This is a genomic window from Parabacteroides sp. PF5-9, from assembly GCF_029893105.1.
Taxonomy (GTDB): Bacteria; Bacteroidota; Bacteroidia; order Bacteroidales; family Tannerellaceae; genus JARXWG01.
The window spans coordinates 72,709-99,374 of the sequence record NZ_JARXWG010000019.1; the positions used below are offsets into that span (position 1 = coordinate 72,709).

The 26,666-nt window shown below is 41.9% G+C and carries 19 protein-coding genes and 1 tRNA gene; 8 read left to right on the plus strand and 12 right to left on the minus strand.

Features of this window, described 5'->3' with window-relative positions:
* Nucleotides 1-10: 10 nt before the first annotated feature.
* Together M2135_RS11715 and M2135_RS11720 are read right to left on the minus strand one after the other, a co-directional pair.
* A complete protein-coding gene (locus tag M2135_RS11715) occupies nt 11-2,104 on the minus strand; it encodes an alpha-galactosidase (protein ID WP_280748693.1) in 2,094 nt (697 codons plus the stop codon).
* A 6-nt stretch (nt 2,105-2,110) separates the two neighbouring features.
* The gene (locus M2135_RS11720) at nt 2,111-3,982 is read right to left on the minus strand and encodes an FAD-dependent oxidoreductase (protein WP_280748694.1); all 1,872 of its coding nucleotides are present in this window, start codon (nt 3,980-3,982) and stop codon (nt 2,111-2,113) included.
* 209 nt (nt 3,983-4,191) lie between these two features.
* Between M2135_RS11720 and M2135_RS11725 the strand changes: the two genes are divergently transcribed.
* The 3 genes from M2135_RS11725 to M2135_RS11735 all read left to right on the plus strand — a co-directional run bounded on the left by M2135_RS11725 (nt 4,192) and on the right by M2135_RS11735 (nt 9,921).
* Nucleotides 4,192-5,856, plus strand: coding sequence for an AMP-binding protein (locus tag M2135_RS11725; protein ID WP_280748695.1), 1,665 nt, complete (start codon nt 4,192-4,194; stop codon nt 5,854-5,856).
* A gap of 323 nt (nt 5,857-6,179) precedes the next feature.
* Nucleotides 6,180-7,487 (plus strand): Na+/H+ antiporter NhaC family protein, encoded by a 1,308-nt coding sequence (locus M2135_RS11730; RefSeq protein ID WP_280748696.1) that lies wholly within the window; start codon nt 6,180-6,182, stop codon nt 7,485-7,487.
* A 67-nt stretch (nt 7,488-7,554) separates the two neighbouring features.
* Nucleotides 7,555-9,921: a BamA/TamA family outer membrane protein gene (locus M2135_RS11735; RefSeq protein ID WP_280748697.1), complete on the plus strand. Its 2,367-nt coding sequence runs from the start codon at nt 7,555-7,557 to the stop codon at nt 9,919-9,921.
* A 65-nt stretch (nt 9,922-9,986) separates the two neighbouring features.
* Here the strand turns inward: M2135_RS11735 and M2135_RS11740 are convergent, their stop codons facing one another.
* From M2135_RS11740 to M2135_RS11755, 4 genes are all read right to left on the minus strand, one after another.
* Nucleotides 9,987-11,210 carry an outer membrane beta-barrel protein gene (locus M2135_RS11740; RefSeq protein ID WP_280748698.1) on the minus strand — a complete coding sequence of 408 codons (1,224 nt, stop codon included), beginning with the start codon at nt 11,208-11,210 and terminating at the stop codon, nt 9,987-9,989.
* Nucleotides 11,211-11,762: an RNA polymerase sigma factor gene (locus M2135_RS11745; RefSeq protein ID WP_280748699.1), complete on the minus strand. Its 552-nt coding sequence runs from the start codon at nt 11,760-11,762 to the stop codon at nt 11,211-11,213.
* Nucleotides 11,763-11,960: 198 nt separating this feature from the next.
* Entirely contained in the window at nt 11,961-13,118 is a 1,158-nt protein-coding gene (gene dnaJ, locus M2135_RS11750) for a molecular chaperone DnaJ (protein ID WP_280748700.1), read from the minus strand.
* 37 nt (nt 13,119-13,155) lie between these two features.
* Complete coding sequence (locus M2135_RS11755; protein WP_280748701.1) at nt 13,156-13,737, minus strand: nucleotide exchange factor GrpE; 582 nt, start codon at nt 13,735-13,737, stop codon at nt 13,156-13,158.
* Nucleotides 13,738-13,953: 216 nt separating this feature from the next.
* On the opposite strand from M2135_RS11755, the gene M2135_RS11760 reads away from it, so the two are divergent.
* The 4 genes from M2135_RS11760 (at nt 13,954) to M2135_RS11775 (ending at nt 19,402) form a co-directional block, all read left to right on the plus strand.
* On the plus strand, nt 13,954-15,375 hold the full coding sequence (locus M2135_RS11760; RefSeq protein WP_280748702.1) for a PDZ domain-containing protein: 1,422 nt from the start codon (nt 13,954-13,956) through the stop codon (nt 15,373-15,375).
* A gap of 15 nt (nt 15,376-15,390) precedes the next feature.
* A complete protein-coding gene (locus tag M2135_RS11765; RefSeq protein ID WP_280748703.1) occupies nt 15,391-17,862 on the plus strand; it encodes a Smr/MutS family protein in 2,472 nt (823 codons plus the stop codon).
* A 59-nt stretch (nt 17,863-17,921) separates the two neighbouring features.
* Nucleotides 17,922-18,992, plus strand: a complete 1,071-nt coding sequence (gene corA / locus M2135_RS11770; protein ID WP_280748704.1) for a magnesium/cobalt transporter CorA — start codon at nt 17,922-17,924, stop codon at nt 18,990-18,992.
* 335 nt (nt 18,993-19,327) lie between these two features.
* Nucleotides 19,328-19,402, plus strand: a tRNA-Val gene (locus M2135_RS11775).
* 164 nt (nt 19,403-19,566) lie between these two features.
* On the opposite strand, the gene M2135_RS11780 is transcribed toward M2135_RS11775, so the two are convergent.
* On the minus strand, nt 19,567-19,974 hold the full coding sequence (locus M2135_RS11780; RefSeq protein ID WP_280748705.1) for a DUF5053 domain-containing protein: 408 nt from the start codon (nt 19,972-19,974) through the stop codon (nt 19,567-19,569).
* A 713-nt stretch (nt 19,975-20,687) separates the two neighbouring features.
* Between M2135_RS11780 and M2135_RS11785 the strand changes: the two genes are divergently transcribed.
* Nucleotides 20,688-21,194 carry an RNA polymerase sigma factor gene (locus tag M2135_RS11785; RefSeq protein WP_280748706.1) on the plus strand — a complete coding sequence of 169 codons (507 nt, stop codon included), beginning with the start codon at nt 20,688-20,690 and terminating at the stop codon, nt 21,192-21,194.
* 97 nt (nt 21,195-21,291) lie between these two features.
* Here the strand turns inward: M2135_RS11785 and M2135_RS11790 are convergent, their stop codons facing one another.
* From M2135_RS11790 to M2135_RS11810, 5 genes are all read right to left on the minus strand, one after another.
* Nucleotides 21,292-22,065 carry a prephenate dehydrogenase/arogenate dehydrogenase family protein gene (locus M2135_RS11790; RefSeq protein ID WP_280748707.1) on the minus strand — a complete coding sequence of 258 codons (774 nt, stop codon included), beginning with the start codon at nt 22,063-22,065 and terminating at the stop codon, nt 21,292-21,294.
* Between the two features lie 33 nt (nt 22,066-22,098).
* Nucleotides 22,099-23,163 (minus strand): bifunctional 3-deoxy-7-phosphoheptulonate synthase/chorismate mutase type II, encoded by a 1,065-nt coding sequence (locus tag M2135_RS11795; protein ID WP_280748708.1) that lies wholly within the window; start codon nt 23,161-23,163, stop codon nt 22,099-22,101.
* 49 nt (nt 23,164-23,212) lie between these two features.
* Nucleotides 23,213-24,415 (minus strand): aminotransferase class I/II-fold pyridoxal phosphate-dependent enzyme, encoded by a 1,203-nt coding sequence (locus tag M2135_RS11800; protein WP_280748709.1) that lies wholly within the window; start codon nt 24,413-24,415, stop codon nt 23,213-23,215.
* Nucleotides 24,390-25,235: a prephenate dehydratase gene (locus tag M2135_RS11805; RefSeq protein WP_280748710.1), complete on the minus strand. Its 846-nt coding sequence runs from the start codon at nt 25,233-25,235 to the stop codon at nt 24,390-24,392. The genes M2135_RS11800 and M2135_RS11805 overlap by 26 nt, the downstream gene beginning before the upstream one ends.
* 278 nt (nt 25,236-25,513) lie before the next feature.
* On the minus strand, nt 25,514-26,440 hold the full coding sequence (locus M2135_RS11810) for a hydrogen peroxide-inducible genes activator (protein ID WP_280748711.1): 927 nt from the start codon (nt 26,438-26,440) through the stop codon (nt 25,514-25,516).
* Between the last annotated feature and the right edge of the window lie 226 nt (nt 26,441-26,666).

Here is a 26,666-nt window from a genome sequence, read left to right on the forward strand (position 1 = left end):
ATGAAAAATCTTATTGTTGCGAATTGACAACATACCGATAAAGTCCGAAAGAGTTGACTTCCGGCAAAGAGAAAGAGATTTCTCCATTGGCATCTGTTTTTGTTTCAAAAGAGTCGCCTGAACCTGCCAGATGCGTTAATCTGATCGATTGATAAGCCTTCAGATATGTAGGGATTTTACAAACGGTTTGTTCGTTATTTTCTCTGAAAATCAGAAAATAGCCACTGTTTTCTTTCACGGATTGGAAACCCGACCATGATCTGCCTGAGGGCTCTTCTCCGATAGGAAGAATATACCCTTGGTGAAGGTCATGTTGAATCGTTTTATATGTTTTAATAAGTTCTCCTGTAATAAACGCTTCCTGAGGTAAATTGGCTGCTTCGAACCAAGCCAAAGGCTGTGCGGCCATCGTAATTGCAAAAAGGTAGTCAAAAGCGTATTGTGAAGGAGCGAATCTGTCATCTCCGTATTTTTCCGTATTTCTCCATTTATTCAGAAACTCGATTTGCAACATTTGTGGCGGGACATACTTCGATAACATCCATAAATTACGTAATGTCCAGTAAGGATAATAATTTTGCCAGTCGGTATATCTGTTCTCCAAGAATATATTACCATATGCATTAAAAAAGAAATAACCGCCTCGTCTACCAGCCGTAGCATCCAGATTCAATACTGCTTTCCAGCCTGTCGCTTCCATCACCCTATTATACAAACTACGCAAACGATTCTCGGAAAGTTTATTTGGTATAGCTGTCCCGTCAATCTTAAACGTCCGTATCCCATAGGTGTTATACAGCGAAATGAGTGCATCGGCATCTTTTTCCCAATCAGCATAATCATGCTGAATACTTGGGTTAAACCACAAACAAACCTCGATGCCTAACTCTTTCCCGCGTTTTACAATAGGAGCCAATCCATTAGGAAAACGATCCGGGTCGGGAGTCCAGTAATTCGGATTGTCCCAGATGTTTTTATACGAACCGCCAAAAGCGGAGTTCGCACTACGTCCGGCCTGCCATCCATCATCGATCTGAAAGTGTGTGATGCCCAGTTGTGATGCCAACTCCAGTTCATTGAGACAAAACGTTTCATTCACCCGTGTATCTTGCCCTCGGTCGCCCCAGGTATTGAGCATCACCATCTCATCCCGGTCTGCCAGAAAAGGACGAAGTTGCATCTGATAACTCCTCAATGCAGCTCGCTTTTCAAATTCATTTGAACGAAATACCCCGGTAGCATAACTATAGGTTTTAGTCCATTCATCCGGTTTGAGATCAATACTGTCAACACCAATACCGATCATTTGAAAAGAACCATTATTCGTCAGAAAATCTCCATTGGGATAATGTAATTGTACATTGGAGGTAGGTGCTTCTTTCAACATAAAGAATCCGGCTCCTTTTTCTGTGTTTTCTGCAAATAATAGGTTGCCTCTGTAGATACAATCCCGGTAGGAGAGCGCATGAACAGGACGAACCAATGTATTGAAGCGGTCGGTAATATCGAAAAATTCTACCGCTTCAATCTTCCAGTGTTTACCAGAAAGTGAGAGATGGTCAAGAGTTGGCACTTTACCTCCTTCTGTATTGGATGTTAACACTTCAATATTCTGCAGATCGGCAGCATGGCTCAATGACCTGACCCAATTTTGTGAAGCTTTCCCGCGGATAAAGAATTCACAGGCAATAGCCGGCACAGCATCGTACAGTTTAAACAACCTTTTGATCTCTAATGTGCCTAATTTATAATGTATAGCTACCTGAACGTGTTTAACAGATTGAAGTGAAGGTTCAATAATCTCAGCATCGATAAGTGCTTCTACTCCCATATCCTTCTCGCCCGGCAATAATAAATCCGGTTTGTTGTTGTTGACCTCCCAATGAATGTCATTCTTTTTATCACATAATCCCGCAGAAACAAGATGCCCTCCGTTCCATTTCCATGATCGTTTGATCAAGTCGTTTTCAAGGAAGAGGGAATCATTTCTCAATTCAACCACACAACGACCTTCGACAAACCGGAATTGAATAGTATTCCCCTGAAAAGGAATTAAAAGCAAACCAATAATCAGTCCCCAAAATCTGATGACAACCTTCTTCATATACGATTAATTTTTACCAGGAAATTCACCGAGTGTACTTCCTTCATTATACTGTTGATTATTCGGTAATCCTTTCTTGCCAATCCCCTCTGTCATCAACACTTTCAGATCGTTCAGATGCGATTGGTAAATGCCTCTCGGGTTTACTCCGTGTTTTTTACACAGCGTAGCTGCCATTCCGACAACTTCTCCCATCATACCCGTAGTACGCATGACCCTGATTGTACCCAGCGCCACATGCGTCACACTGATATTCCGTCCCGCCATAAACAGGTTTTCTACATTCCGCGAATAGAGACATCGATACGGTATCGGGTAGGGATGAATCGGCATATGTACCGCGATCGATTTAAACTCAGCCCCCGGGAAATTCGCTGTGTTTTTCGGATCGGGATAATGTAAGTCGATGCTCCATGTCGTAGCGGCAGTACCATCTTCATACACCACATAATTCTTAAGGTCACTCTCTTTCAACATATAATCGCCTATCAAACGTCTTGATTCCCGTTTCCCTGAAATATAAGCGACCCATTCCAATGCTCTGTTTTTAAACGGTTCATTTTCTTTTAACCTGTTTTTCAGGTAACTCCAGTTCGAGAAAACCACCATCAGTCCGTAATCTCTGATCCGTTCAAAATCATAGATCTGATCATAATTCATTCCGGTCTCCCAGGTCCATTCACCCATCGGAACCTTTTCGCAGGATTGATCATTAAACTCAACACCATATTCAAAGCGAGGAAATCCTTGTGTCTCTTCATGTTCCAACGAATACCACTGCACTGATGAACCCATTGTCATCTTATCACCCTGCTCGGGAGCAGTCTCTTCTCCAAACTCTTCGCTGCCTTCACGTCCCATGGCAAAATCGGCACCAGCCAGATAACCGACCGTCCCGTCACCCGTACAGTCAGAAAACAGAGGCGCTCTAAAAATCAACTCTTCACCTGTCTCAATATGTCGACCGACTACCGCTTGAATTTTTTGTCCCGACATTCTGACATCTGTCACCCTACAATTTGAAAAAAGTGAGATATTCTTTTCTGCCGTTACGACATCCATCTTTTTATCATCCTCATAGAAGTCGGCCGGTTGCGCATTGCCTCCACGTTCAGGGCCGAACTCTTTCTGTAAACTACCCAACTCTTTGTAAAGACCGGCTTCAATCCTTCCTCCAAGATGTACACGTATTTCCGAGCTGTTATTTCCTCCCAATACCGGACGATCATTGATTAAAGCTACTTTGCATCCTAACCGGGCAGCCGACACCGCCGCACTAATACCCGCTATTCCACCACCGATAACCACCAAGTCGTATGAACCCGACTCTTTCGGAATGTCCGGAAATCCGGACATTTTTTTTCTAAAGGCGGCTAACTCTTCCTGGTCGGAAGGAGGGATATTCCCTTTTTGAGTTGTAAAATAAATGGCGTCGCAACGCCCGTTAAATCCCGTTAAATCATGCAGTGAGACAGTCGTCTGACGATTATTGATTTTTACCTCGCCCACACGTTGCCACATCCATTGGTCACCTTTAACTCCTAACACCTCAGGGAGTATCTGATCTCCAACACCCAATTTGAATTTCCCCGGACCTTCCCCTTTATGCCAAGTGGATGTCCAGTTAAATGTCCGCACAAATACATCATAAGTACCCGTTTCCGGAAAATCGACCAACGTAGAAGCCGGTTGCACAGGTTGACCCATCCCGTGAGCCATCAGATAAGAAGAACCCATCAGATCCATAAACTGTTGATCAACAACCCATCCCCCTTTATGTTTAAAATTTTCAGCTTCGACCAGGAGGTCAGCAGCATTCAATAAGGGAGAGAAAAGCATTAAAACCAATAAAAAACAAATGTTCAGGTTAGTTCTCATAATTATATTAAATTAAAGGTAATCAATCAGACAAAATGCAACCAAAGATAAATAAAAAAGTGTTTGTTTTTGCCGGGTTATTTTTTTTTGGATAAATTCAAACAGGTTATTCCTTTTGCATAAGATCGATTGTTTATATAATCCAAAGATTTTACGTAAGTTTGCAACAAAGGGGTATAACCTGGAGTTATTCAATAAAATAGAAAAAAATGGAAAAGCGTTTTTTAGCAATCATAGCAGATAGTATAAAAGAGTATTGGGGGCTCCCAGCTTTCTCTGATTATAAAGGAGAAACCTACACCTATAAAGATGTCGCCCATCGTATAGAGAAACTGCATATTATTTTCGAACATGCCGGAATCCAAAAAGGAGATAAAATAGCCTTGGTAGGTCGTAATTCATCGAACTGGGCCATTAGTTTTTTTGGTATTTTAGCCTATGGTGCGGTCGTTGTCCCTATATTGCATGATTTTAAGCCCGATAATATACATCATATCGTCAATCATTCAGGAGCAAAAGCCGTTTTGGCAGGAGGAAATAACTGGGAGAATATGACACAGGAATGTATGCCGGAGGTCAAGTTGTTCATGTTATTGGATGATTTCTCAATCATTTCGGCAGAGCAGAAAACGGTCTTTTCTGTGCGCGAACAGATCGATACTTATTTTAAAAAGAAATATCCCGCCTCGTTTGGCACGAAAGATATCCATTATCATAAAGAAGATCCGGAAGAATTGGCCGTGTTGAATTATACTTCAGGGACAACCAGTTTTTCAAAAGGGGTGATGTTGCCCTATCGCAGTCTGTGGAGTAACACGAAATATGCCAATGAGAATGTGCCATTTGTAAAAGCGGGAGACAATATTGTCTGTATGCTTCCGATGGCGCATATGTACGGGTTGGCGTTTGAGATCCTCAACTCCGTTGGCAAAGGGTGTCATGTGCATTTTCTGACACGTACACCCAGCCCGAAAATCATAACAGAGGCTTTTGCCACCCTCCGTCCAACGCTGATATTGGCTGTTCCGTTGATCATCGAAAAGATTGTTAAGAACCGTATTTTTCCTCAATTGGAGAAACCGCTAAATAAGTTTTTATTGAATGTTCCTTTTATCAATAAAAAAATACTTCAGGTGGTCGCCAAAAAGCTTGATGAAGCATTTGGAGATAATTTTGGAGAAGTAGTTATTGGTGGAGCGGCGTTGAATAAGGAGGTGGAGAGTTTTCTTCGTGTAATCAATTTCCGATATACGGTCGGTTATGGGTTGACGGAGTGTGGCCCGTTGGTGGCTTATGAACAATGGGATACTTTTAAACAAGGTTCGGTCGGACGTATCGTCGATCGTATGGAAGTTCGGATAGATTCCGAATCGCCCGAGAAAGTGGTAGGAGAAATTCTTGTGCGTGGAACAAATGTGATGTTGGGATATTATAAAAATCAGGAAGCCACTCAATCGGTGATGATGGAAGACGGCTGGATGCGGACGGGTGATTTGGGGACAATGGACGCAGACGGTTTCTTATACATTCGCGGACGGAGTAAATCGATGATTCTGGGTCCTAACGGACAAAATATCTATCCGGAAGAGATAGAGGATAAGTTGAATAATATGGCGTATGTAGCCGAATCTATCGTGATATCACAAAGTGGAAAGATCGTTGCATTGATTTATCCAAACTTGGAAGATATGGATAAAGATGGTATTGAACATTCAGCCGTTGAAGGTATTATGCAAACCAATATCGATCAGTTGAATAAGGAGATTCCGGCCTACAGTCGTGTCTCTTCCTTTAAATTATTCCAGGAAGAATTCGAGAAAACGCCCAAACGAAGTATACGGCGCTATTTATATCAGCCGAAAGAAGATATTTAGAAGTGAGAGCGTTTACAAACGCCAATAACACCATCACTTTATTGAAACATACAGATCGTAAAAGTGAAGCGTTTGAATCACTTTTCTGTTAGAGGTACGTCTAAATTCATTTAGACGTACCTCTAAATCGATTTACACCTACCTCTAAATTATTTTAGAGGTACCTCTAACAAAAAACAGATCTACGTCTGACAAAAAAGTCTTTCAGATAGTGTAGGGAAGTGATCCTTTAATTGCAGAAATAAGACCGTAACCATTCTGTCATCCATTGAAAAAAGTTACCTTTGTTTCCCGTAAAAATCATCCGTCAAGGATTCGCGCCTATGAATAACACCGTAAATTCGCCATTGCATCACTCGCCAAATCCGTGGGCCTTAATTCCTTTAGGGGTTTTTCTGGTGACATACCTTGTTGTCAGCCTGATCGCAGGTGATTTTTATAAAATGCCTATCACTGTGGCTTTTCTGATCTCTTCGGTTGTGGCGATAGCGATCTCAAAAGGTGGTAAATTGGAACACCGGATCGAGCAATTTTGTCGTGGAGCGGCCAATAGCAATATCATGTTGATGGTACTTATCTTTATTCTTGCAGGCGCATTTGCTCAGACCGCTAAAATAATGGGGGCTGTCGATGCGACAGTGAATCTGGCCATGTTTTTATTGCCGGAAAACTTATTGGCTGCCGGGATATTCTTAGCCTCTTGTTTTATCTCCATTTCTGTCGGCACCTCCGTCGGCACCATTGTGGCACTGGCGCCTGTTGCTGTGGGAATAGCCGAACGTGGCGGACTCCCTGCGGCTTTAATGCTGGGAGTCGTTGTGAGTGGTGCTATGTTTGGTGATAATCTCTCTTTCATCTCCGATACCACTATTGTAGCGACTCGTACCCAAGGCTGCCGCATGTCTGATAAATTCAAGGTGAATATCCGGATTGCGCTTCCGATAGCGATACTGACAGCTATCATCTATATTTTTGTAGGAGGTGGGCATAGTGGAGGGTATATGGTGGAACAGATCGAATGGATCAAAGTGTTTCCTTACCTGATTGTTTTGATTATAGCTGTGAGTGGGATGAACGTATTGTTGGTTCTGGTGATCGGAATTCTATTGTCGGGTTTTGTCGGGTTGGCTACAGAAGGTTTTGATCTCTGGGGTTGGTGCGGCGCTATGGGCGATGGGATCATGGGAATGGGCGAATTGATTATCGTCACCTTATTGGCTGGCGGAATGCTTGAAATGATCCGGTTCAACGGAGGGATTGACTGGATAATCCAACAGTTGACGACTCATATCAAGTCTCCGAAAGGGGCGGAGGGGAGTATTGCCGCTCTGGTCGGTTTTGCTAATCTGTGTACGGCAAATAACACGATCGCCTTGATTATGGCCGGACCTATTGCCAAAGATATCGCTGATAAGTTTCATGTCGATCCCCGGAAAAGTGCCAGTTTATTGGATATCTTCTCCTGTTTTGTGCAAGGCATAATTCCTTATGGGGCACAACTCCTTATGGCAGCAGGTTTGAGTCAGGTCTCTCCGATTGAAATCATGGGTTACCTGTATTACCCGTATTTATTAGGGTTGGGAGGTGTTTTGTCTATACTGTTTAATTATCCACGCAAATACAGTCGATGAACCGGAATATATTGTTTTCTGATTTATCAAATATTGCCTACATTTGTTTCTGTAAATCGAAGATAAGATGATGAAAAAATCCGGGAGGATATGGTTTGTTTTTATACTCATAGGCCTGTTTGCTTCGTGTAGTACGACGAAGTTTGTCAATGAAGGCGAGTACCTGCTGGATAAAGTGCGTATAGATTCCGATAATCCGGATTACAAACCTGCCGAATTAAAATCTTACCTGCGCCAACAACCCAATTTTAAGGCTTTCGGCTTAATGAAATGGCAACTCTACGTCTATGGCTGGTCGGGAAGAGATGGCAATAAATGGGTGAACAAACAACTGCGCCGAATGGGAGAGGCTCCCGTCATAATGGATACGACGCTTGTTGAGCAATCGACGAATGAACTGGAACGCTTTTTATTTAATAAAGGGTATGTGAATGCAGAGGTTGTCACCTCCATCGATACTTCCCGCCAGAAAAAAGCGATTGTCACGTATCATATTACCTCAAACGAACCTTACCGTATCCGGGAGTATACGATGACTTTGGATGATTCGAAGATCGATAGTATTGCCCGGCTTCAGGCACCACGCCGTTCGGCTTTGGCTACTACATTCCGCTCGGTGCCGGAAGCAGGATATACGCCGTTAGTGGGTAGTGGAACGCTTTTTGATCGTGATAATCTTGATCTTGAACGGCAAAGGATCTCTACCTTATTGCGCCGGAATGGCTATTATGCATTTAACAGGGACTACCTGGCTTATCTGGCGGATAGTTCGTTGAATCAGAATAGGGTGGATGTTGAAATGTTGTTGCGCCCATACCGTATAAATACTGGAAATGGGGTAGTTGCTGATACGACACATCGTCAGTATTATATCAAAAACGTAACCATATTAACCGATTATGACGCCTTGGGGTTGGATGAACAAGTGACGCGTTTTATTCCGACCGATTCGGTGACACGGAATGGTATCCGGATCCTGTATGGCGTCAATGGGAAGAGTGTCCGGCCGGGTGTATTGGCTAACAGTTCTTACCTCTCTCCCGGTCAACTGTATAATGAGCGGAATGTCGAACAGACGTATTCTGCTTTTTCCGCATTGCGCTCTTTAAAAAATATCAATATACGTTTTACGGAATCGGAGGAAAACGATACGCTTAAACTGAATGCGATCATACTGACCTCTCCGGCCAAACTGCAAAGTTTCGGTGTAGAATTGGATGGGACAAACTCAGCCGGCGATCTGGGATTTGCATCAAGTCTAAATTATCAGCACCGGAATATCTTTAAAGGCGCTGAAACCTTCTCTGCCCGTGTGCGCGGGGCGTATGAGTCGTTGTCGACAAATAAAGGGAGCGGACAAGGCAGCTACTGGGAACTTGGAGGGGATATGTCTATCTTGTTCCCTCGTTTTCTGTTTCCGTTTGTCAGTAATGATTTCAGACGCAAAATACGCGCATCTACAGAGTTGAAGATGAGTTATAACCGGCAACGTCGTCCGGAGTATGAACGGGCGATTGTCTCTGCCGGATGGAATTACATCTGGTATGATCGTAATAATACCATGGCGCGGCATACGTTTAAGTTGGTAGACGTCGACTATGTGTTTTTGCCAAGCAAAGACTCTACCTTCTATGCTGATCTCCCTCAACTGATTCAGCTCTATAACTATTCTGATCAGTTTATCATGTCGTCGGGATATACCTATTCATTCAGTAATTTTAATCCGCAAAATCGATTAAGAAATAATCATTCGTTCAGATTTTCCCTTGAACTGGCCGGGAATTTGTTACATGCTGCTTCATCCCTGACCCAGGCTAAGAAAGATGAAAACGGACGTTATAGCCTGTTTGGTACAAATTATTCGCAGTTTACGAAAATAGATGTGGATATGAGTAAAGCGGTTATTCTGGATAGTCGGAATACACTGGCTTTTCATTTAGGGGTAGGGGTAGGTATACCTTATGGTAATTCAGAAGTTCTGCCGTTCGAACGACGTTATTTTTCGGGAGGAGCCAATAGTGTGCGTGGATGGTCTGCCCGACGGTTAGGACCGGGCAGTATGCCGCTTCGGGATAGTCTTAATTTTGCCTATCAGGTGGGTGATGTCAGGTTGGATGTCAACATGGAATATCGCACGAAACTTTTTTGGAAATTTGAATTGGCCGCTTATCTGGATGCCGGCAATGTATGGACCATCCGGCATTATAAAGAGGATCAACCTGATGGGAATTTTGATTTTTCTCGTTTTTATAAGGAGATTGCGGTTTCTTATGGTTTAGGTCTTCGTATGGACTTTGATTTTTTCCTGATCCGTTTTGATACCGGATTTAAAGCGTATGATCCTCAACAAAGCGGCTCGCGTAAATGGGCGATTAAAGATCCGAATTTCGGACATAATTTCGCATGGCATTTTGCGGTCGGATATCCTTTTTGATCCACTGGGATAACTTTTCTGTTTGCTGAAATATTCAATACAAAATACGAGAATAAGGCTGATGTTTAATAGGAAAAACGAATGCCGGCTGATATGTTAAAGGTGAACGGGTGATCGGAACGGACTGTCTCTATCTTTCGTTCGTCGGCCTTGAAATAGTAACTGAATCCGGGTTCAATAAAGATCGACAAAGGTTTATGGAATTGATATTGGAGACCTATTGACACATTTAATGAGGTTTCCCACCGATCTGCAGCAACAGAAAAATGATGATCGTTGATTTTTTGACGCGCAGAAAGGCAATACTCAAGCATTCCTCCGCCGGAAAGATAAGAGGAGAAGTTCGCTTTGGAGAAAAACAACCAGTTGATTTTAATCGGCACTCCCAGATAATGAACCGTTTGATGGCCGATATATCCTCTGGTGTCATCTCTTTTTAAATCGGCGTATAGATAGTTGTAAACCAGTCCGCTTTCCAAGGCGAATTGATCTGTGATATGTTTTCTGATTGAAATTCCAACAGTTAAAGGTAACCGATGCGTATAAGAGAGCGGTAGTTCGGATCGGAGTGCGGGAGTCTGTTGATTAAAGCTGGCTCTTGTCTCGGGATCCGGATCTTCCGGGTTTTCTTCTCCCGGCTCCATTGGGGCAGGGTTGGTCACCATATCCGATTGCAGACCTCCCCACCCGGAGGAGAAAGCGGATGTTCCGGTCATAAAACCGATAGAACCACGCGAAATCGGTTTGGTTTTCGTATTTTTATTCTCATCATCCGTTGATTCAGGCAGATCAGATCCGGACTCCTGAGGCGGACCAATCGCTTTTCTTTCTGTAATAGGCTTTTCTTCCTCATCAAGAAGGATTTCCTCTTTTTCCTTTTCGGGTTCCTTTGGGGGATGATCTTCGTATTTATTCACCTCCTCTTTTGTCTGTTTTTCCATTGTTTCGACCGGCTTTTTATCTACGATGGAGGCGATAAGGGGTGAAGGAGAGACGATCGGTTGGCTTTCTATGAGTTTGATAGATGGTGCTTTCGTCTCCTTTTTTTCTATCTCCACATTCTCGGATATGACCGGAACATCACTTTTATGAAACAATAAAGGGAGGGTGATAAACAGACACAATAAAGCGATAGCCGCTACCAGCCACCAACGCATCATGACTGATTTTGTGGGTGCAGATCCGGTTAACTCCTTTTCAAGCTTTTTCCAACCATCATTGGGCAGGGGAAGCTGGAGTTCATCCTTCCGGTCACGGTATGTTTGTATGATATCGTTCTTTTTTCCCATTCAGATTCTCTCCTGTTTTTTTAGTTGTTCCCTGATGCGATCGGCCAGTATTTTACGGGCTCTGCTTAACTGGGATGTTGACGATTTCTCATTGATATGCAGGTGTTGAGCAATTTCTTTATGCGACCATTCTTCAAAAACATATAAATTAAATACGGTACGATACCCGACCGGAAGATCAGTGACAAATTTCATTAATTGTTCTATTGAAATCAGACTTGCGTCTGGTTCTGGTTCTTCTGGTAATTCGGCAATATGGTCTAAAGAGATTCCTGTTCTCAATAAATCTTTTTTACGTAAGTATTCCAGTGCTGTATTGGTGAATATTTTATTCAGCCAGGCATTTAAACTCCCCTCTCTTTTTGAGGTAAAAGAAGATATTGCTGAGAATACCTTAATAAAACCGTCATGTAAGAGATCATGCGCAATGTCCATGTCTCCCGTATACCTGTAACAAAGACGTAACATCTTCTCCGCATAAAGTTCATACAACTTTTTGCGGGAACTGTTATCTCCTTCCCGGCAACCAGAGATCATCTCGGACTCACTCATCAATTTTTCCGTACTTTAATAGATAAATGCACATAGTTGAATTATACTGCATAAAAATAATTTTTTTTGACTGAAATGCGGAAAAAAGTGAAGATGCCCAGAGTTATCTCCTGTTTGCTGAACATCTTCCGGATCATACAAAAAAGGCTATCCAATATTATTCTTGGACAGCCCTTCTTTGTTTCTACGACGTTTGACTTAGTCAAACATATGTCTGAATTTACTGAATATTTTTTCTTTCATGGTTTTATTCGGTTGAAAGTTAGGCGAATTCTCCCAACCGGTCATAATCTCTTTTTCCGAATCAGACAATGTCTCGGGAATATACACACTGACATTGACCAATAAGTCGCCTGTACCATAGCTGTTGACAGAAGGCAATCCTTTGTTGCGTAAGCGAAGTACCTTACCCGGTTGTGTTCCCGGATCAATCTTTACTTTTGCTTTTCCTTCTATGGTAGGCACTTCAACGGTTCCTCCTAATGCCGCTTGCGGAACACTTAACAACAGGTTGTATAACAGATCGTTTTCATCACGAATTAACTCCGGATGCGGCTCTTCTTCAATCAGAATCAGCAAGTCGCCGTTTACCCCTCCATGACGTGCCGCATTTCCTTTTCCGCTCATCGATAATTGCATACCTTCGCCTACTCCGGCCGGGATATTGATTGTGATAATATCATCGTCACGAACGATACCTTCCCCTTCACATACCGTACATTTTTTTGTAATGATTTTGCCATCGCCTTCACAGGTCGGACAGACCGACTGTGTCTGCATCTGCCCCAGGAATGTATTTGTTACCCGTGTAACCACACCGCTGCCGTGGCAGGTATCACATGTTTTGACGCTTTTATCGTCTTCCGCTCCACTGCCATGACAATGTTTACATGTAATCTGTTTTTTGACTTTGATTTTCTTTTCTACACCTTTGGCGACTTCTTTTAGGTTGAGTTTTACTTTCACTCTTAAATCGGAACCTCGGTTTACCCGGCGACCTCCTCGTGAACCTCCACCAAAACCACTGAACCCCCCAAATCCGAAATGTCCGCCAAAGATATCTCCGAACTGAGAGAATATATCATCCATCGACATCCCGCCGCCAAAACCACCACCGGATGAAGATGCACCGCCTACGCCGGCATGTCCGAATTGGTCATATCGTTGGCGCTTCTGAGCATCGCTTAATACATCATACGCCTCGGCGGCCTCTTTAAAGAGTTCTTCGGCTTCTTGATTCCCCGGGTTTTTATCGGGATGGTATTCTATAGCTTTTTTGCGATACGCTTTTTTTATCTCTTCGGCAGAAGCATCACGTGTAACACCTAATACTTCATAATAATCTCTTTTAGCCATTTATGTATTTGTTCTATTTGTCGTCAGAAAATTCCCTTTACTCTGCTACAACGACTTTGGCGTGACGAATAACCTTATCGTGTAATGTATATCCGGTTTGTATTGTTTCCAAGACTTTCCCTTTTTGTTCCGGTTCCGGTGAAGGTATGATAGCAACTGCCTCAAACATTTCTGTGTCAAACGGTTTTCCTATCGCTTCGATCGGTTTGACTCCCTGATGAGAAAGATATGAGATAAACTTGTTGTAGATAAGTTCAATCCCTTCTTTCACAGCTTCAATATCTTCCGCTACACGAACGTTTTGAAGCGCTCTTTCAAAATCGTCGACAACCGGGAGTATATGTATCAGAGTCGATTCACCTCCACTTTTGATTAATTCTGCTTTTTCACGTAATGTTCTTTTACGGTAGTTGTCGAATTCGGCCATAAGGCGAAGATGAGCATCGTTTAAGTCATTATATTTAACCTCTAATGCCTCAACGTCCGTCAGATTGTCAGTTTCTTTCTTTTCGTCTGCCGCATCTGACTGTTCTTTCTGCAAATTTGTCGTTTCAATCAGTTCTTCATCTTCATTTGTAGGGACTCTTTTAGACTCTCCATGCTGATTTGTCGTATTCATAATTTATCTTTGTTTTTTATTTACTTGTTGGTTTTTAGATAGATAATAAGGGGAATGCGTCCAAAAGCATTCTCCCGGTTTATACAACTATTCATCATATCCATTTATTATAATATCAAATATACTGCCAACTGTTCCGAGTGATTGAAAAATATCTTTACCTTTGTCTTATTAACAGACAATTATACTTGTCATGACTGAGAATATCGTTGTATTATGAGAAAAATAAATCTATCTGTATTACTCTTTTTGATCGCCGTTTTAAGTGTTGCACAAGGTCGAAATTCAATTTGTCGTTTAGGGTTTACCTATGAAATAAGTGGAAATCCGCATTGGGGACTGAATAAGCCGGTAGTGAACCGGGTAACTCCCTATTCACCTGCTGAATCAGCGGGGATTAAAGTAGATGATATTATCGAAGAAATAGATGGAATACCTATTGCTCAGATCGCAGTGGATGAAATCCCGATGTTATTGAATCCGTCAGGAAACAATGAGGTGGTGATTGGCGTGCGGAATATGACAAGTCCGTTGAAGAAAGTCTTAATTTCCAAGCAGTGTAAGCCACAGAATGCCATTTCGGAAGATCAACTGGCTTCGGCTTATAATATGTACAGCCTGGAGACTACTACCGAGCGGGAATTTATCTGTCCATTTACAACGACAACAACTGAGGATGCCTTTGATTTCGACCAAATCAAAACATTCTCATTTGCTCCGATCGAAGAGAGTAATCGCAATCTGGAAACAGTCATTAATGGAGTCGTCGAAAAGGTCTTGATCGAAAAAGGGTTGAAAGTGGATAACGACCAGCCCGATATGTTGATTGAATCCTATTATATGTTTAATGCCAACCCCAATTATGTCGGTGAAAATAAAATATTGGTGGATAAAGAAGCGTCTTTTCGCTATGATTTTACACAGAACAAGATGGTGAAACTTCCTTTTTTAAGTTATTTCGCAGCAGAGGCCGAAGCAGCTTATTTGCTTCAGTTGGGTTTGAGGTTTATCGATCAGCGTGAACTTCCGGGGCGTGTACTGTGGGAATGTATAGCCAATGAAAAGCTGGAAGAACCTTTCCGTCTGGAAGAGTATGCTCTACTGCATATCCCTTTGATGTTTATGCAATACCCCTATGTGAAGTACGGGCAGTATTTACCCATTAGTGTAAATAAAAAATCATATAACTATACCGGAATCAGTTATAATATTGATCGATTGGAACAGGTGCTCGATGTCGATCGCAGCTCTCCGGCTTATGCTGCAGGCATACGCCCCGGGGATATTATAGAACGTATCGGTTCCAATGCGATGAACCATTCGGCAGAAGCATTCAGTGACGGGTATAAAAAATTCATAGAGAAAACGATGATTTATCGCGATCCTGAAACTATTTATACCGATATTAATGGATTCAGGTATTGTATGTATTGGGATACCAATAAATATCCTTTGGTCACCACTGCGATTGAAAAAAGTGAATTCCGTACAGCTTTTTCTTATTTATACTATTTTACCCCCTATGTCAATCCTGCAGGTAATAATGCCTGTACATTCCATATCGCGCGGGGTAAAAATAAAATGGAAGTCATTATCCGTCCTACGATCCGAACGGAGTTGACGATTGGAATTAATTAAAAGAATATTGACAACGTGATATATCCGCAAAATTTTGAACAGAAAACAGGTTTTGATAAAATACGCCAACTAATCTCCGAAAAATGTTTAAGCCCTTTAGGGGTAGAACGGGTAGGAGAAATGAATTTCTCTTCCGAGTTCGACATAGTCTCTGTACGATTGAATCAGACGGAAGAGTTTGTTCGTATCATTCATGGTGATATAGAGTTCCCGGCCAACTATTTTTATGATGTGCGTTATTCCCTTAAGCGTATCCGTCCGGAAGGAACTTGGTTGGATGAGAAAGAGGTGTTTGACTTAAAACGCTCTTTGCAAACCATTAATGAAATTGTCCGCTTTTTCAAACCGACCACAGAAGGCGAAGTGTTATATCCGGCTTTAACAGAGTTGGCCGGAGATGTATTGGTTTTTCCTCAACTAATCAAACAGATCGACGCCATCCTGGATAAATTCGGAAAAGTAAAAGATAATGCCTCTCCCGAACTGGCACAACTACGTAAAGAGATGACCACAACGATGAATGGCATCTCCCGGAGTCTGCAATCCATCCTTCGCGCCGCCCAGTCGGAAGGTATCGTAGATAAAGATGTTGCGCCGACGATGCGCGACGGACGGTTGATGATCCCTGTTGCTCCGGCTTTTAAGCGAAAAATAAAAGGCATTGTCCATGATGAATCGGCAAGTGGCAAAACGGTCTTTATCGAGCCGGATGTGGTGGTCGAAGCCAATAACCGTATACGTGAACTGGAAGGTGAAGAACGCCGGGAGATTATCCGGATATTGACCACTTTTACGGATATGCTTCGCCCCTTGATCCCTGACATCCTTCAATCGTATGAATTTCTGGCCGATATCGACTTTATTCGCGCCAAAGCCCTTTTTGCCGGGCAGATACAGGGGATTCGGCCGGTTATGGAAAATATGCAACAGCTGGATTGGGGGCAAGCCGTGCACCCCTTACTTTACCTGTCGCATCAGCGGCAAGGTAAAAAAGTCATTCCGCTGGATATTACACTTACAGCGCAAAAAAGGCTATTGATTATTTCCGGTCCTAATGCCGGCGGGAAATCAGTCTGCTTGAAAACTGTCGGATTGTTGCAATATATGTTGCAGTGTGGTTTACTCATACCGCTTCACGAAAGTTCAAAGACAGGCATTTTTAACCGGATATTTATTGATATAGGAGATGAACAGAGCATAGAGAATGACCTGAGTACCTATAGTTCGCATCTGACCAATATGAAATATTTCGTCAAACATTGCGATGCGAAAACAATCATCCTGATCGATGAGTTTGGTAGCGGAACAGAACCTCAGATCGGTGGTGCCATAGCGGAAGCGCTGTTAGACCGCTTTAACCGCAATCAGAGTTATGGGGTAATTACGACCCATTATCAGAATCTGAAACATTTTGCCGAAGAGACCGAAGGTATTGTCAATGGAGCAATGTTGTACGACCGGCATCATATGCAACCCCTGTTTCAACTGTCGATCGGGAATCCGGGAAGTTCTTTTGCCATTGAAATAGCCAGGAAGATCGGACTGCCCGAAGAGGTGATCACTGATGCTTCCGAGAAGGTTGGAGTCGATTATGTCAATATGGATAAATATCTGCAGGATATTGTTCGGGATAAACGTTATTGGGAAGGAAAAAGACAGAATATTCGTCAACAAGAGAAAAAACTGGAAGATGTGACTTCACGGTATGAACAGGATCTGGAGACGGTAAATAAACAACGGAAAGAGATTATCCGCGAAGCAAAAGCCGAAGCACAACGTATTCTTTCGGAGGCCAATGCACAAATAGAGACCACTATCCGTGATATCAAAAAAGTACAGGCGGAAAAAGAACAGACCAAACTCGCCCGTAAGGCACTTGATGACTTTAAAGCCTCAGTGCTCAATGCCGATGAGGAAGATGCAAAGATCGCCCGTAAAATGGCCAAGATCAAGGAACGTAATGAACGAAAGAAACAGACACAGAAAGGGATTTCAAACCAGCAGACGTTTAACCGGGATGTGATCGAAATTGGAGACTTTGTGCGTTTGAAAGGGCAAACATCTGTCGGAACCGTGATGGAGATACAAGGGAAACAACTACTTGTCGCTTTTGGAATGATAAAAAGTAATGTCAAATTGGAGCAACTCGAAAAAGTCAGTAAAGGACAAATCAAACGCGAATCGCCGAAAAGTACGTTTGTCAGTTCGCAGACCGTGGATGAGATGCACGAAAAGAAAATAAACTTTAAGCAGGAGATCGATGTTAGAGGAATGAGAGGAGACGAAGCGCTTCAGGCTGTTACTTATTTTGTAGACGATGCGATACAGGTCGGAGCAGGAAGGATACGTATCCTGCATGGCACGGGAACCGGTATATTGCGGCAGTTGATACGTGATTATCTGCGCTCGGTACCTGGAATCAGACAGTATCACGACGAACACATTCAGTTCGGAGGAGCGGGGATTACTGTTGTGGAGTTGGAATGATAATAGATTAGAAGTGAGAATTTAGAAGTAAGAAGTGAGAAGTTAGAAAAGGGGCATTCATGACGCATTCCGCGAATAAAAAACATAAAAAGAAGAATAATCACCGTCTGTCGGATAAGTACGACTATGTGGGTGTGCATGATACGGAGACCAATATCCGTTTGACACAGTACAATGAAAATGTGTTGCATACAAAAAATGTGCAAACCACAGAGAGCCGTTTCAGCAAGTTGACGCACCCTGATGTCGTCAACTGGTTTCAGATAAGCGGACTCACCGATTCGGATGTAATAACACGCATCGTGCAGGAGTGCGGCCTGAATAATCTGGATGCAAAGGATATTCTGACCCCGCAACATATCATTAAAATCGAAGAGTATCATAAACGTTTACTTCTTATTCTCAACTCCAGCTACTATGATGAAAACAACGAACTCCATTCGGAACATATCAGTATCGTGGTGACTGAAAATATCGTGATTACTTTTACTGAGAGCAATAATCCCGTATTCGACAGAGTGATGGATGCCTTAAAAGATGATTTACTCCATATACGAAAGAGAGGAACAGGGCTTTTACTCGCTTTTTTATTGAATACCATTGTTGTCAACCTGGTAGAGTCGGCATCCAAAGTGCAGGAACTTCTGGAAGAGATCGAAGATCAGTTGTTAGATACGGATGCACAGAAAAAGAATTTTGGGTCGGATATCCAGCAACGCCGACGCGACTATATGGTTATCCGTAAAAACAGTCAACCGCTAAAAGAACAATTCCCTAAACTGTTGCGTAGCGAGAGCGGACTCATCACTCCGGATATGCTTCCGGTCTATACCGATTTGTCCGACCAGATCCAGTTCATTATCCAGACCAATGAAAGTAACCGCGATATTATCTCATCATTAGTCGACCTGTATATCTCAAACAACGACATGCGCATGAACGCCATAATGAAACAACTCACCGTTGTCTCCACCTTATTTATCCCTTTAACATTCCTGGTTGGGGTATGGGGCATGAACTTTGCCTTTATGCCCGAACTCAACTGGCCTCATGGTTATGCAATAGCCTGGCTGGCCATTTTTGTCGTCGGCGGATTGACCTGGTATTTTATGAAAAGAAAGGGATATTGAAGCACTATCTATTTTTTCTACATCATCCTATGGACATAAAAACATGATTCTGACTGTTTTTCTGTCGTATACAGACTACTTTTTTGTTACACGTAGGTCTGTTTTTTGTTAGAGGTACCTCTAAATTATTTTACACGTACCTCTAAACGGATTTAGACGTACCTCTAAATGAATTTAGACGTACCTCTAACAGAAAAGTGTTTATGATGCATCAAATAAACCGACAGCGACGTTACGGTTTTTGTTTGGATTCATTCACGAGGGTACAGCAAAAGGGGAGATTTTTTGTACAGCGAATAACAGATTAAATCGTATATTTTTTTTAAGTTTGCAACGAATTGTTAGCTCAGCTGGTTTAGAGCACTACCTTGACAGGGTAGGGGTCGCCGGTTCGAATCCGGCACAGTTCACAATGAGAGCCGCTTGAATAGCGGCTTTTGTTGTAAAATAAATAGCTTTACAATATTGTTTATTCGTTTATCTTCGCTAATTTTCGTACTGTTTGAAGGAATTATCAAAAAAATAACCCCGACCACTAAAAGCAGCCGGGGTTAAAAGCTGTCAAGCTAACCTCCTAAGCTATTTTAAGAGATGTGTCTTTTAGCTTGTTGCTAATATCTTTCAAGGCATTTGAAAGGATAGTTCTTTCTTCGTTAGTAAACATTGCTTTTTTGCCGTTTACAGAATAACCTTTTATCCTTTGATATAGCCACTCCTTTGATTTTCCAAAATATTCTTTAGAAATCGCGGACAAAGATACATATTTCGATATCTGTTCTATCTCTAAAGCAAGATCGATTTTTTCAATTACTTCTCTTGCTTCGGACAACTTGTTGTCCCATGATTCCAAAAACAGTTTTTTGACTTCCTCCTGTTCGCTTTCAGGAAGATTGCCAAATTCGTGTTTTATCTGATTCATTAGGATTTCTTTTTCTTCCGGATCAGCTTCACGTATCCGGATCATTAAGTTTTTAATATCCATTGTTAGATTTTTTTAGCCCCCCCTCCGGAGAAGGGGTTTGTTGATTACTCGTTTTCTAATCTATTTTTTCGGTTTAGGATGTCGTCTAAAAACTACTTTGCGACTCTTTCCTTTTCCATTTCTGTTACTCCTAAAATCGGCGCAAGTCTTAAATAGACTTGTAAATCCTCTTTTAGCTTCTTAATATCTCTTTCAAGGTCTTTTTTGTTCTTCACAATTTCAGATAACTTGATCAACTTGACAATATAAATATAATATGCTTTTGCTTATTATTCAAGTATTTCAGCAACTTTTTTTATGCTTTCAGATCTGAAATCGAAAATATCCCCCATCAATGATCTGTTTGGCCGCATTATTTCAAAACCTCTGTTTATGTCAGTTTTGAACTGGCATGAACGCTGCCGGATGGGAAGATCTATGCAATAGATTTTCTACATATAGTACTCTGTATAAAAAAGGCTTTAATTTAGTTTTTGGGTAAACATGAAAGTTGCAAATTGTAATCGGTTTGTTGTAAAATCCGAAAAGGCCGACTTGAAAGAGTTGTAAAATATGGTCATTTTTTGGTCGGAAAGGTGCAAAATGAACAATTTCAAAGTTTAGTCGAAATCTGTCTGGGGATAAATTTTGCATTTGTTTTGCTCTCCCTACATTTGGGTATCCTTTTCAATAAAGAGGACGGGTAAAACAAAAAATCACTAAAAATCAAGGGTATGAACACACTACAATTTCAGAAGACATTATTAGGGATGCAGGACAATTTAATGAATTTTGCTTTGATGTTAACCGCAAACAAAGATGATGCGGCTGATTTATTACAGGATACCACACTTAAAGTGTTAGATAATCAGGAAAAGTATGTCGATAATGTGAACTTTAAAGGCTGGGTCATGACTGTGATGCGGAATATCTTTATTAACAATTATCATAAAATCGTGCGTACACAATCTGTCATAGATCAGGGTGCTGATATCTATAATTTGGAAGTGATGAGTGAGTCGGGCTATGATTCACCTGACGGATCCTATCAGTTGCAGGAGATCAACAAGGCTGTAGAGCGTTTAAGTGATGATTTACGGGTTCCGTTCGCGTTGTTTGTCAGCGGTTACAGATATCATGAAATTGCGGATAAACTAAATTTACCGTTAGGAACGGTTAAGAGTCGCATCTTTTTTGCACGTCAGGATTTACAGAAGTCGTTGAAGGCTTTTCATGCATAAATAGCATAATTAAACCGTCCATTATATATAAAGTCGGCTTTCCGATAAGGAAAGCCGGCTTTTCTGTTTGAATAAAATGATTTGATCTACAGAATCCCTATTCAATATTTTTTCTGATTTTTTGGAGTTGCTTTTTCATAGCTTCACTGTCTTTTTTTCGAATAATATCCAACAATAAAGACAGTTCTTCCTGAATCCGTTCGATTTGATGTGGAGTTCTTGGATTAAACAAAATCTCTGTCAACAGGTAATCATCTTCGGAAAGCAACCCTCGGGCAATTTTCATATGCCGTTTAAATGTGGTGCCGGGAGCATCCTGATGTTTCATCGTTGCAGCAAATACCATTGTTGAAGCAAAAGGGATGCCTAATGAATAGGCAACCACCTTATCATGTTCTTCAAAAGTATATTCGAAAATATTCAGATGCAGACCGGCGTAGAGGTCTTTGAAGAATATTTTACCCAGATGATCTCCCTCGGAGATAATGATCGTATTCTCTTTCTCCAGTTTGCCGAGATTGGCAAAAGTCGGTCCGAACATCGGATGAGTAGAGACATAAGGGAATCCACAGGTATCGTAAAATGCTTTCAGATGCGTTTTTACCGAAGCGATATCCGCAATGATGCAATAGGGTTGTAAATAAGGAATGACAGTCTGAAAAGCCTCTATGGTGTAATTTAGTGTAACACAATTGATGACTAATTCAGGAGCAAAGTCCGTAATCTCTTCCGGTGATTGCATGCGGACTGCATTATAGATAAAACGCATTCGTTTCGGATCTTTTTCCAATACAGCTACTTCATGATTAAAACTGAGCAGATCGGTGAAGAAAGATCCCATCTTTCCGGCACCCAATATCAATATTTTCATCTGTTATTATTTCATTTAATGGCTCGTTTTATCTTATCTTTCGTTCATGACGATCACCTGTTGACGAACAGATTCTTCGTGGATTTCTTTAAGGATTTCTGTGATAAAATCAGGACTCAGTTCCATGCTTTCTCCCAGGTGAGAACGTTTCTCTAAAATCTCATTATAACGGGGCGTCTGAAGAATTGGCATATTGTGCTCTTTTTTGTAAATCCCGATTTCTTTGGATATACGCATACGTTTGGCCAGAAGTTCAAGCAGTTGTTCGTCGATCTGATCAATTTGCCGGCGTAATTCACTGAGATTCTCTGTGGTTTGATTCGCATCACGGATCACCAATAGATTGAGCACATAATCCAATACATCAGGGGTGATCTGTTGACAGGCATCACTCCAAGCGTTGTCGGGATCGCAGTGGGTTTCAATAATTAACCCGTCAAAATTTAAGTCCATGGCTTGTTGTGAGAGAGGTGCAATCAGTTCACGTTTCCCTCCGATATGACTGGGGTCACAAAAGATGGGTAAATCGGGTAGTCTGCGACGCAGTTCAATCGGGATATGCCATAAAGGAAGATTGCGGTATATCTTTTTGTCATACGAACTGAACCCGCGATGAATTGCTCCAATCCGACAGATACCGGCTCCTTGTAGCCGTTCGATAGCGCCAATCCATAATTCGAGATCGGGATTGACCGGATTTTTGACCAATACAGGAATGTCGACCCCTTTTAACGCATCGGCAATTTCTTGCACAGCAAACGGGTTGACGGTTGTTCGGGCACCGATCCATAAAAGATCGATACCGGCATTCAACGCCTCAAGTACATGATCTTTGGTTGCTACTTCGGTCGAAATATACATACCGGTTTCCTCTTTAACCCGTTTTAGCCATGGAAGACCAGCTGCGCCGACACCCTCGAAGCCTCCCGGTTTTGTTCGCGGTTTCCATATTCCGGCACGGAATATTTTGATGCCGAATGAGGCTAGTTTGCGAGCGGCTGCCATTACTTGTTCTTCTGTTTCAGCGCTACAAGGGCCGGCGATGACCATTGGTCGTTGCGTATTTATTCCGGGAAGCATGATTGATTCTAATGTCATGATATGCTGTTGTTTGATTTTTTATTATAAATTGTTTTAATTGAGTGATTTATATGGCGATTTTATAAGCTGTTTGAATTTTGTTGAGCCGATTGATCGCTTCTTTAAAAGTCGTTTCGTTGCAACAAAGAGAGATCCTGATATAACGTTCGCCCTGACTGCCGAAGATAAAACCAGGTGTGATAAACACATGAGCTTCGTACAGTATTTTATCCGCAAAAGTAGAAACATTCTCTATATAATCGGGTATTCGCCCCCATAAGAAAAGACCGACCTGATTCTTGTCGTATGTACAATCTAATAGATCCATTAACTCTCCGGCTAGTTCCCGTCTGCTGCGGTATGTCTGATTCATCTCTTCATACCACGCCTGGGGCGAGTCGAGTGCTGCAACAGCGGCATACTGCATGGGCTTAAACTGTCCGGAGTCGATATTGCTTTTTACTTTCAATATCCATTGGACAAACCGGGCATTTGTAGCCAGCATTGCGATTCGCCACCCGGGCATATTGTGAGATTTACTCATGGAATTCAACTCGATACAGATCTCTTTGGCGCCGGGTATGCTGAGTATGCTTAACGGTTGATCATTTAAAATAAAGCTGTACGGATTATCATTACAGATGATGATACCATGACGATGTCCGAAATCGACCAGTTTTTCAAATAACGCCACACTCGCGTTTGCACCGGTTGGCATATGTGGATAGTTGACCCACATGAGTTTAACATTGGATAGATCGCTCAGTTCCAATTGCTCAAAGTCGGGCATCCAACCTTTTTCTTCAGTCAAATCGTAGGTTTTAATCTGAGCACCTACCAGTTTACTGACAGACGAGTAGGTGGGGTATCCGGGATTAGGGATTAAAACAGCGTCGCCCGGATTAAGGAAAGCCATCGAGATATGAAGAATGCCTTCTTTGGAACCGATTAACGGTTGAATTTCCGTATCCGGGTCAATATCAACCTGATACCACCTTTTATACCAATCCGCAAAACCTCTGCGAAGTTCAGGAATACCGATATACGGTTGATATCCATGCTCATTGGCACTCTGTGCATGTTGGCATAATGTATGAATCGTCTCTTTGGAAGGGGGAAGATCGGGACTTCCAACCCCCAGGTTAATGACGTTTTTGCCTTCACTGTTCATTCGGGCTATTTCTTTCAGTTTGGTAGAGAAATAGTACTCCTGAACCTCATTGACTCTATCTGCGGGTGTGATTTTACACACTTTGTTTTCCTTCTGCATATTCACCTAAAATATTAAAGTCTTTTGTTAATGGAATGATTGCATCTAATGCTTGTTTGTATCGGGTATAATCTGTGAAAGTCAGATCAATATAGAAGAGATACTCCCATTCGCGACCCAGAATCGGGAGCGATTGTATCTTGGATAAATTCATATCATAAAAAGAGAGAATGGAGAGTACTTTGGACAGACTTCCGGAAGTATGTGGAAGTGCAAAAACCAATGACGCTTTGTTGATATCCTCTTTGCGGATAAGATCTTCCGCTGTCCACCTGTCGGCAATAGCCAGGAAACGGGTGAAATTGCGTTTGTTGGTTTCGATCCCTTCTGCCAGAATTTCCATGTCATAAATGGCTGCTGCCTGTTTTCCACAAATGGCCGCATGCCCTTTCAGTTGGTCTTCGGCAATCCATCGGGCACTCATGGCCGTATCTTCTTTTTCTACCAATTTGATATTGGGTAATGTATCCAGAAAATCAGCGCATTGCATTAGCGCAATAGGATGTGAGTTGACTTCTGTAATTTCGTGAATAGATGTACCGGGAAGTGCGACTAGTGAATGGGAGATGTGTAGTTTGTATTCGCCAAACACTTTCAATCCGCTTAAACGGATCAACTCATGATTTTGCAATAGACTTCCGGCGATTGTGTTTTCAATAGCCATCAGGCCAAACACTGCAGGATCTTTCTTTACAGTGTGAATCACTTCTCTAAAAGAATTGCAACCGACTAATTCGATCGTTTCATCTTCGAAATAATGATGGGCAGCTATCGCGTGATACGAACCGGCTATTCCCTGAATGGCAACTTTCTTTTTCATCTGTCTTTCTGTTTTCAAAATTCAACACACAAAAAAAGTCCCACCGTACTCGGCAGGACTTATATCGTTTTATTGATCTTATTATATATTCATCTATCAATGCGTTACATACAAATTCCTGCCTTTATTCTGCTAAAATAAAAGTAAAAATAATAATATGTAAAGCTAAACTTGTTCATTTGCGTATTTGTCGCATTGTTGGGCACAAAAGTAATGATTTTTTTGAAAAAACAAGTAAAAAGTAATTTTTTATAGCTGTACTACTCAAAAGTATGCGGTCAGACCACTTTTAACCCTCCTTGAAGTGTCCGCATCTCTTCAGGAACAGACGCTTTTATATGATCAATAAGAATTTGGGAAATGGTGTGTCGGATAAAATCTTTCCGGGTGACCAATACAATTTCTCTGGCCGGCTTGGGGATGGCAAACGGGCGAACCAACTCTTTTTGCCCGTCGCTTAATTGATAAACAGCCAGTTCCGGTATAAATGTGATGCCATTGTTGCTCTCGACCATCCGCATAAATGTCTCCAGACTTCCCAGTTTATAAGCGGCCTGACGAACTTTGACCTTTTCCATCTGACAAAATCGCATCAATTGGTCTCTAAAACAATGCCCTTCATCCAACAACCATAATCGCTCATCGCTGATATCAGCCGTGCGGATCATCTCTTTTTTGAAAATAGATTCGTTGCGGGCTACATACGCGTAAAATTGTTCGTAAAAGAGGATATCTCCTTTTAAGAAGGATTCGGTTGGTTGGTTGGCGATAATGGCAGCATCCAAATCCCCTTTCTGTAAAGCTGAAATGGTTGGACTGGTTTGCATTTCAAGGATCCGGATATCCAAATCCGGATATTTGTTATTCAGTTGCTGAAGAAAACGGGGCAATAAATAGGGGGCGATTGTCGGTAGAACAGCTAATTTGAATGTTCCTTTTAACGACTGCTCCTCCTCGGTGACAATATCTTTGATCAACGCAGTCTGTTGAAGAACGATACGTGCCTGTTCGATCACTTTACGCCCTGCCGGGGTAGGAGATACGGGCTGGGTGTTCCGATCAAAAAGCTTGACTCCCAACTCGTCTTCCAGTTTTTGTATCATCATACTGAGTGTCGGTTGGGTCACATGGCAATGTTCTGCAGCCTTTGCAAAGTGGCGGTAACGTTCTACCGCTAATATGTATTCGAGTTGTTGTATGTTCATGTTGTCTATTGGTTTGTTCGCTTTCGCGGAATGTAAAAATACAAAATATATTTTGTTGCACTCACTAAACGAATAAAGAAATGCATGCAGAACCAATTTCAGAAACATTTGAGAGATAAATTTGTCAGACGTTGTCCCGTCCTAAAATTGGTTGTCAAGTTTGACTGTTTCTAAGTTTCGAAAAAGACCAAAACACTCATGGTCCTTAAAAGAGTTTACAAACATA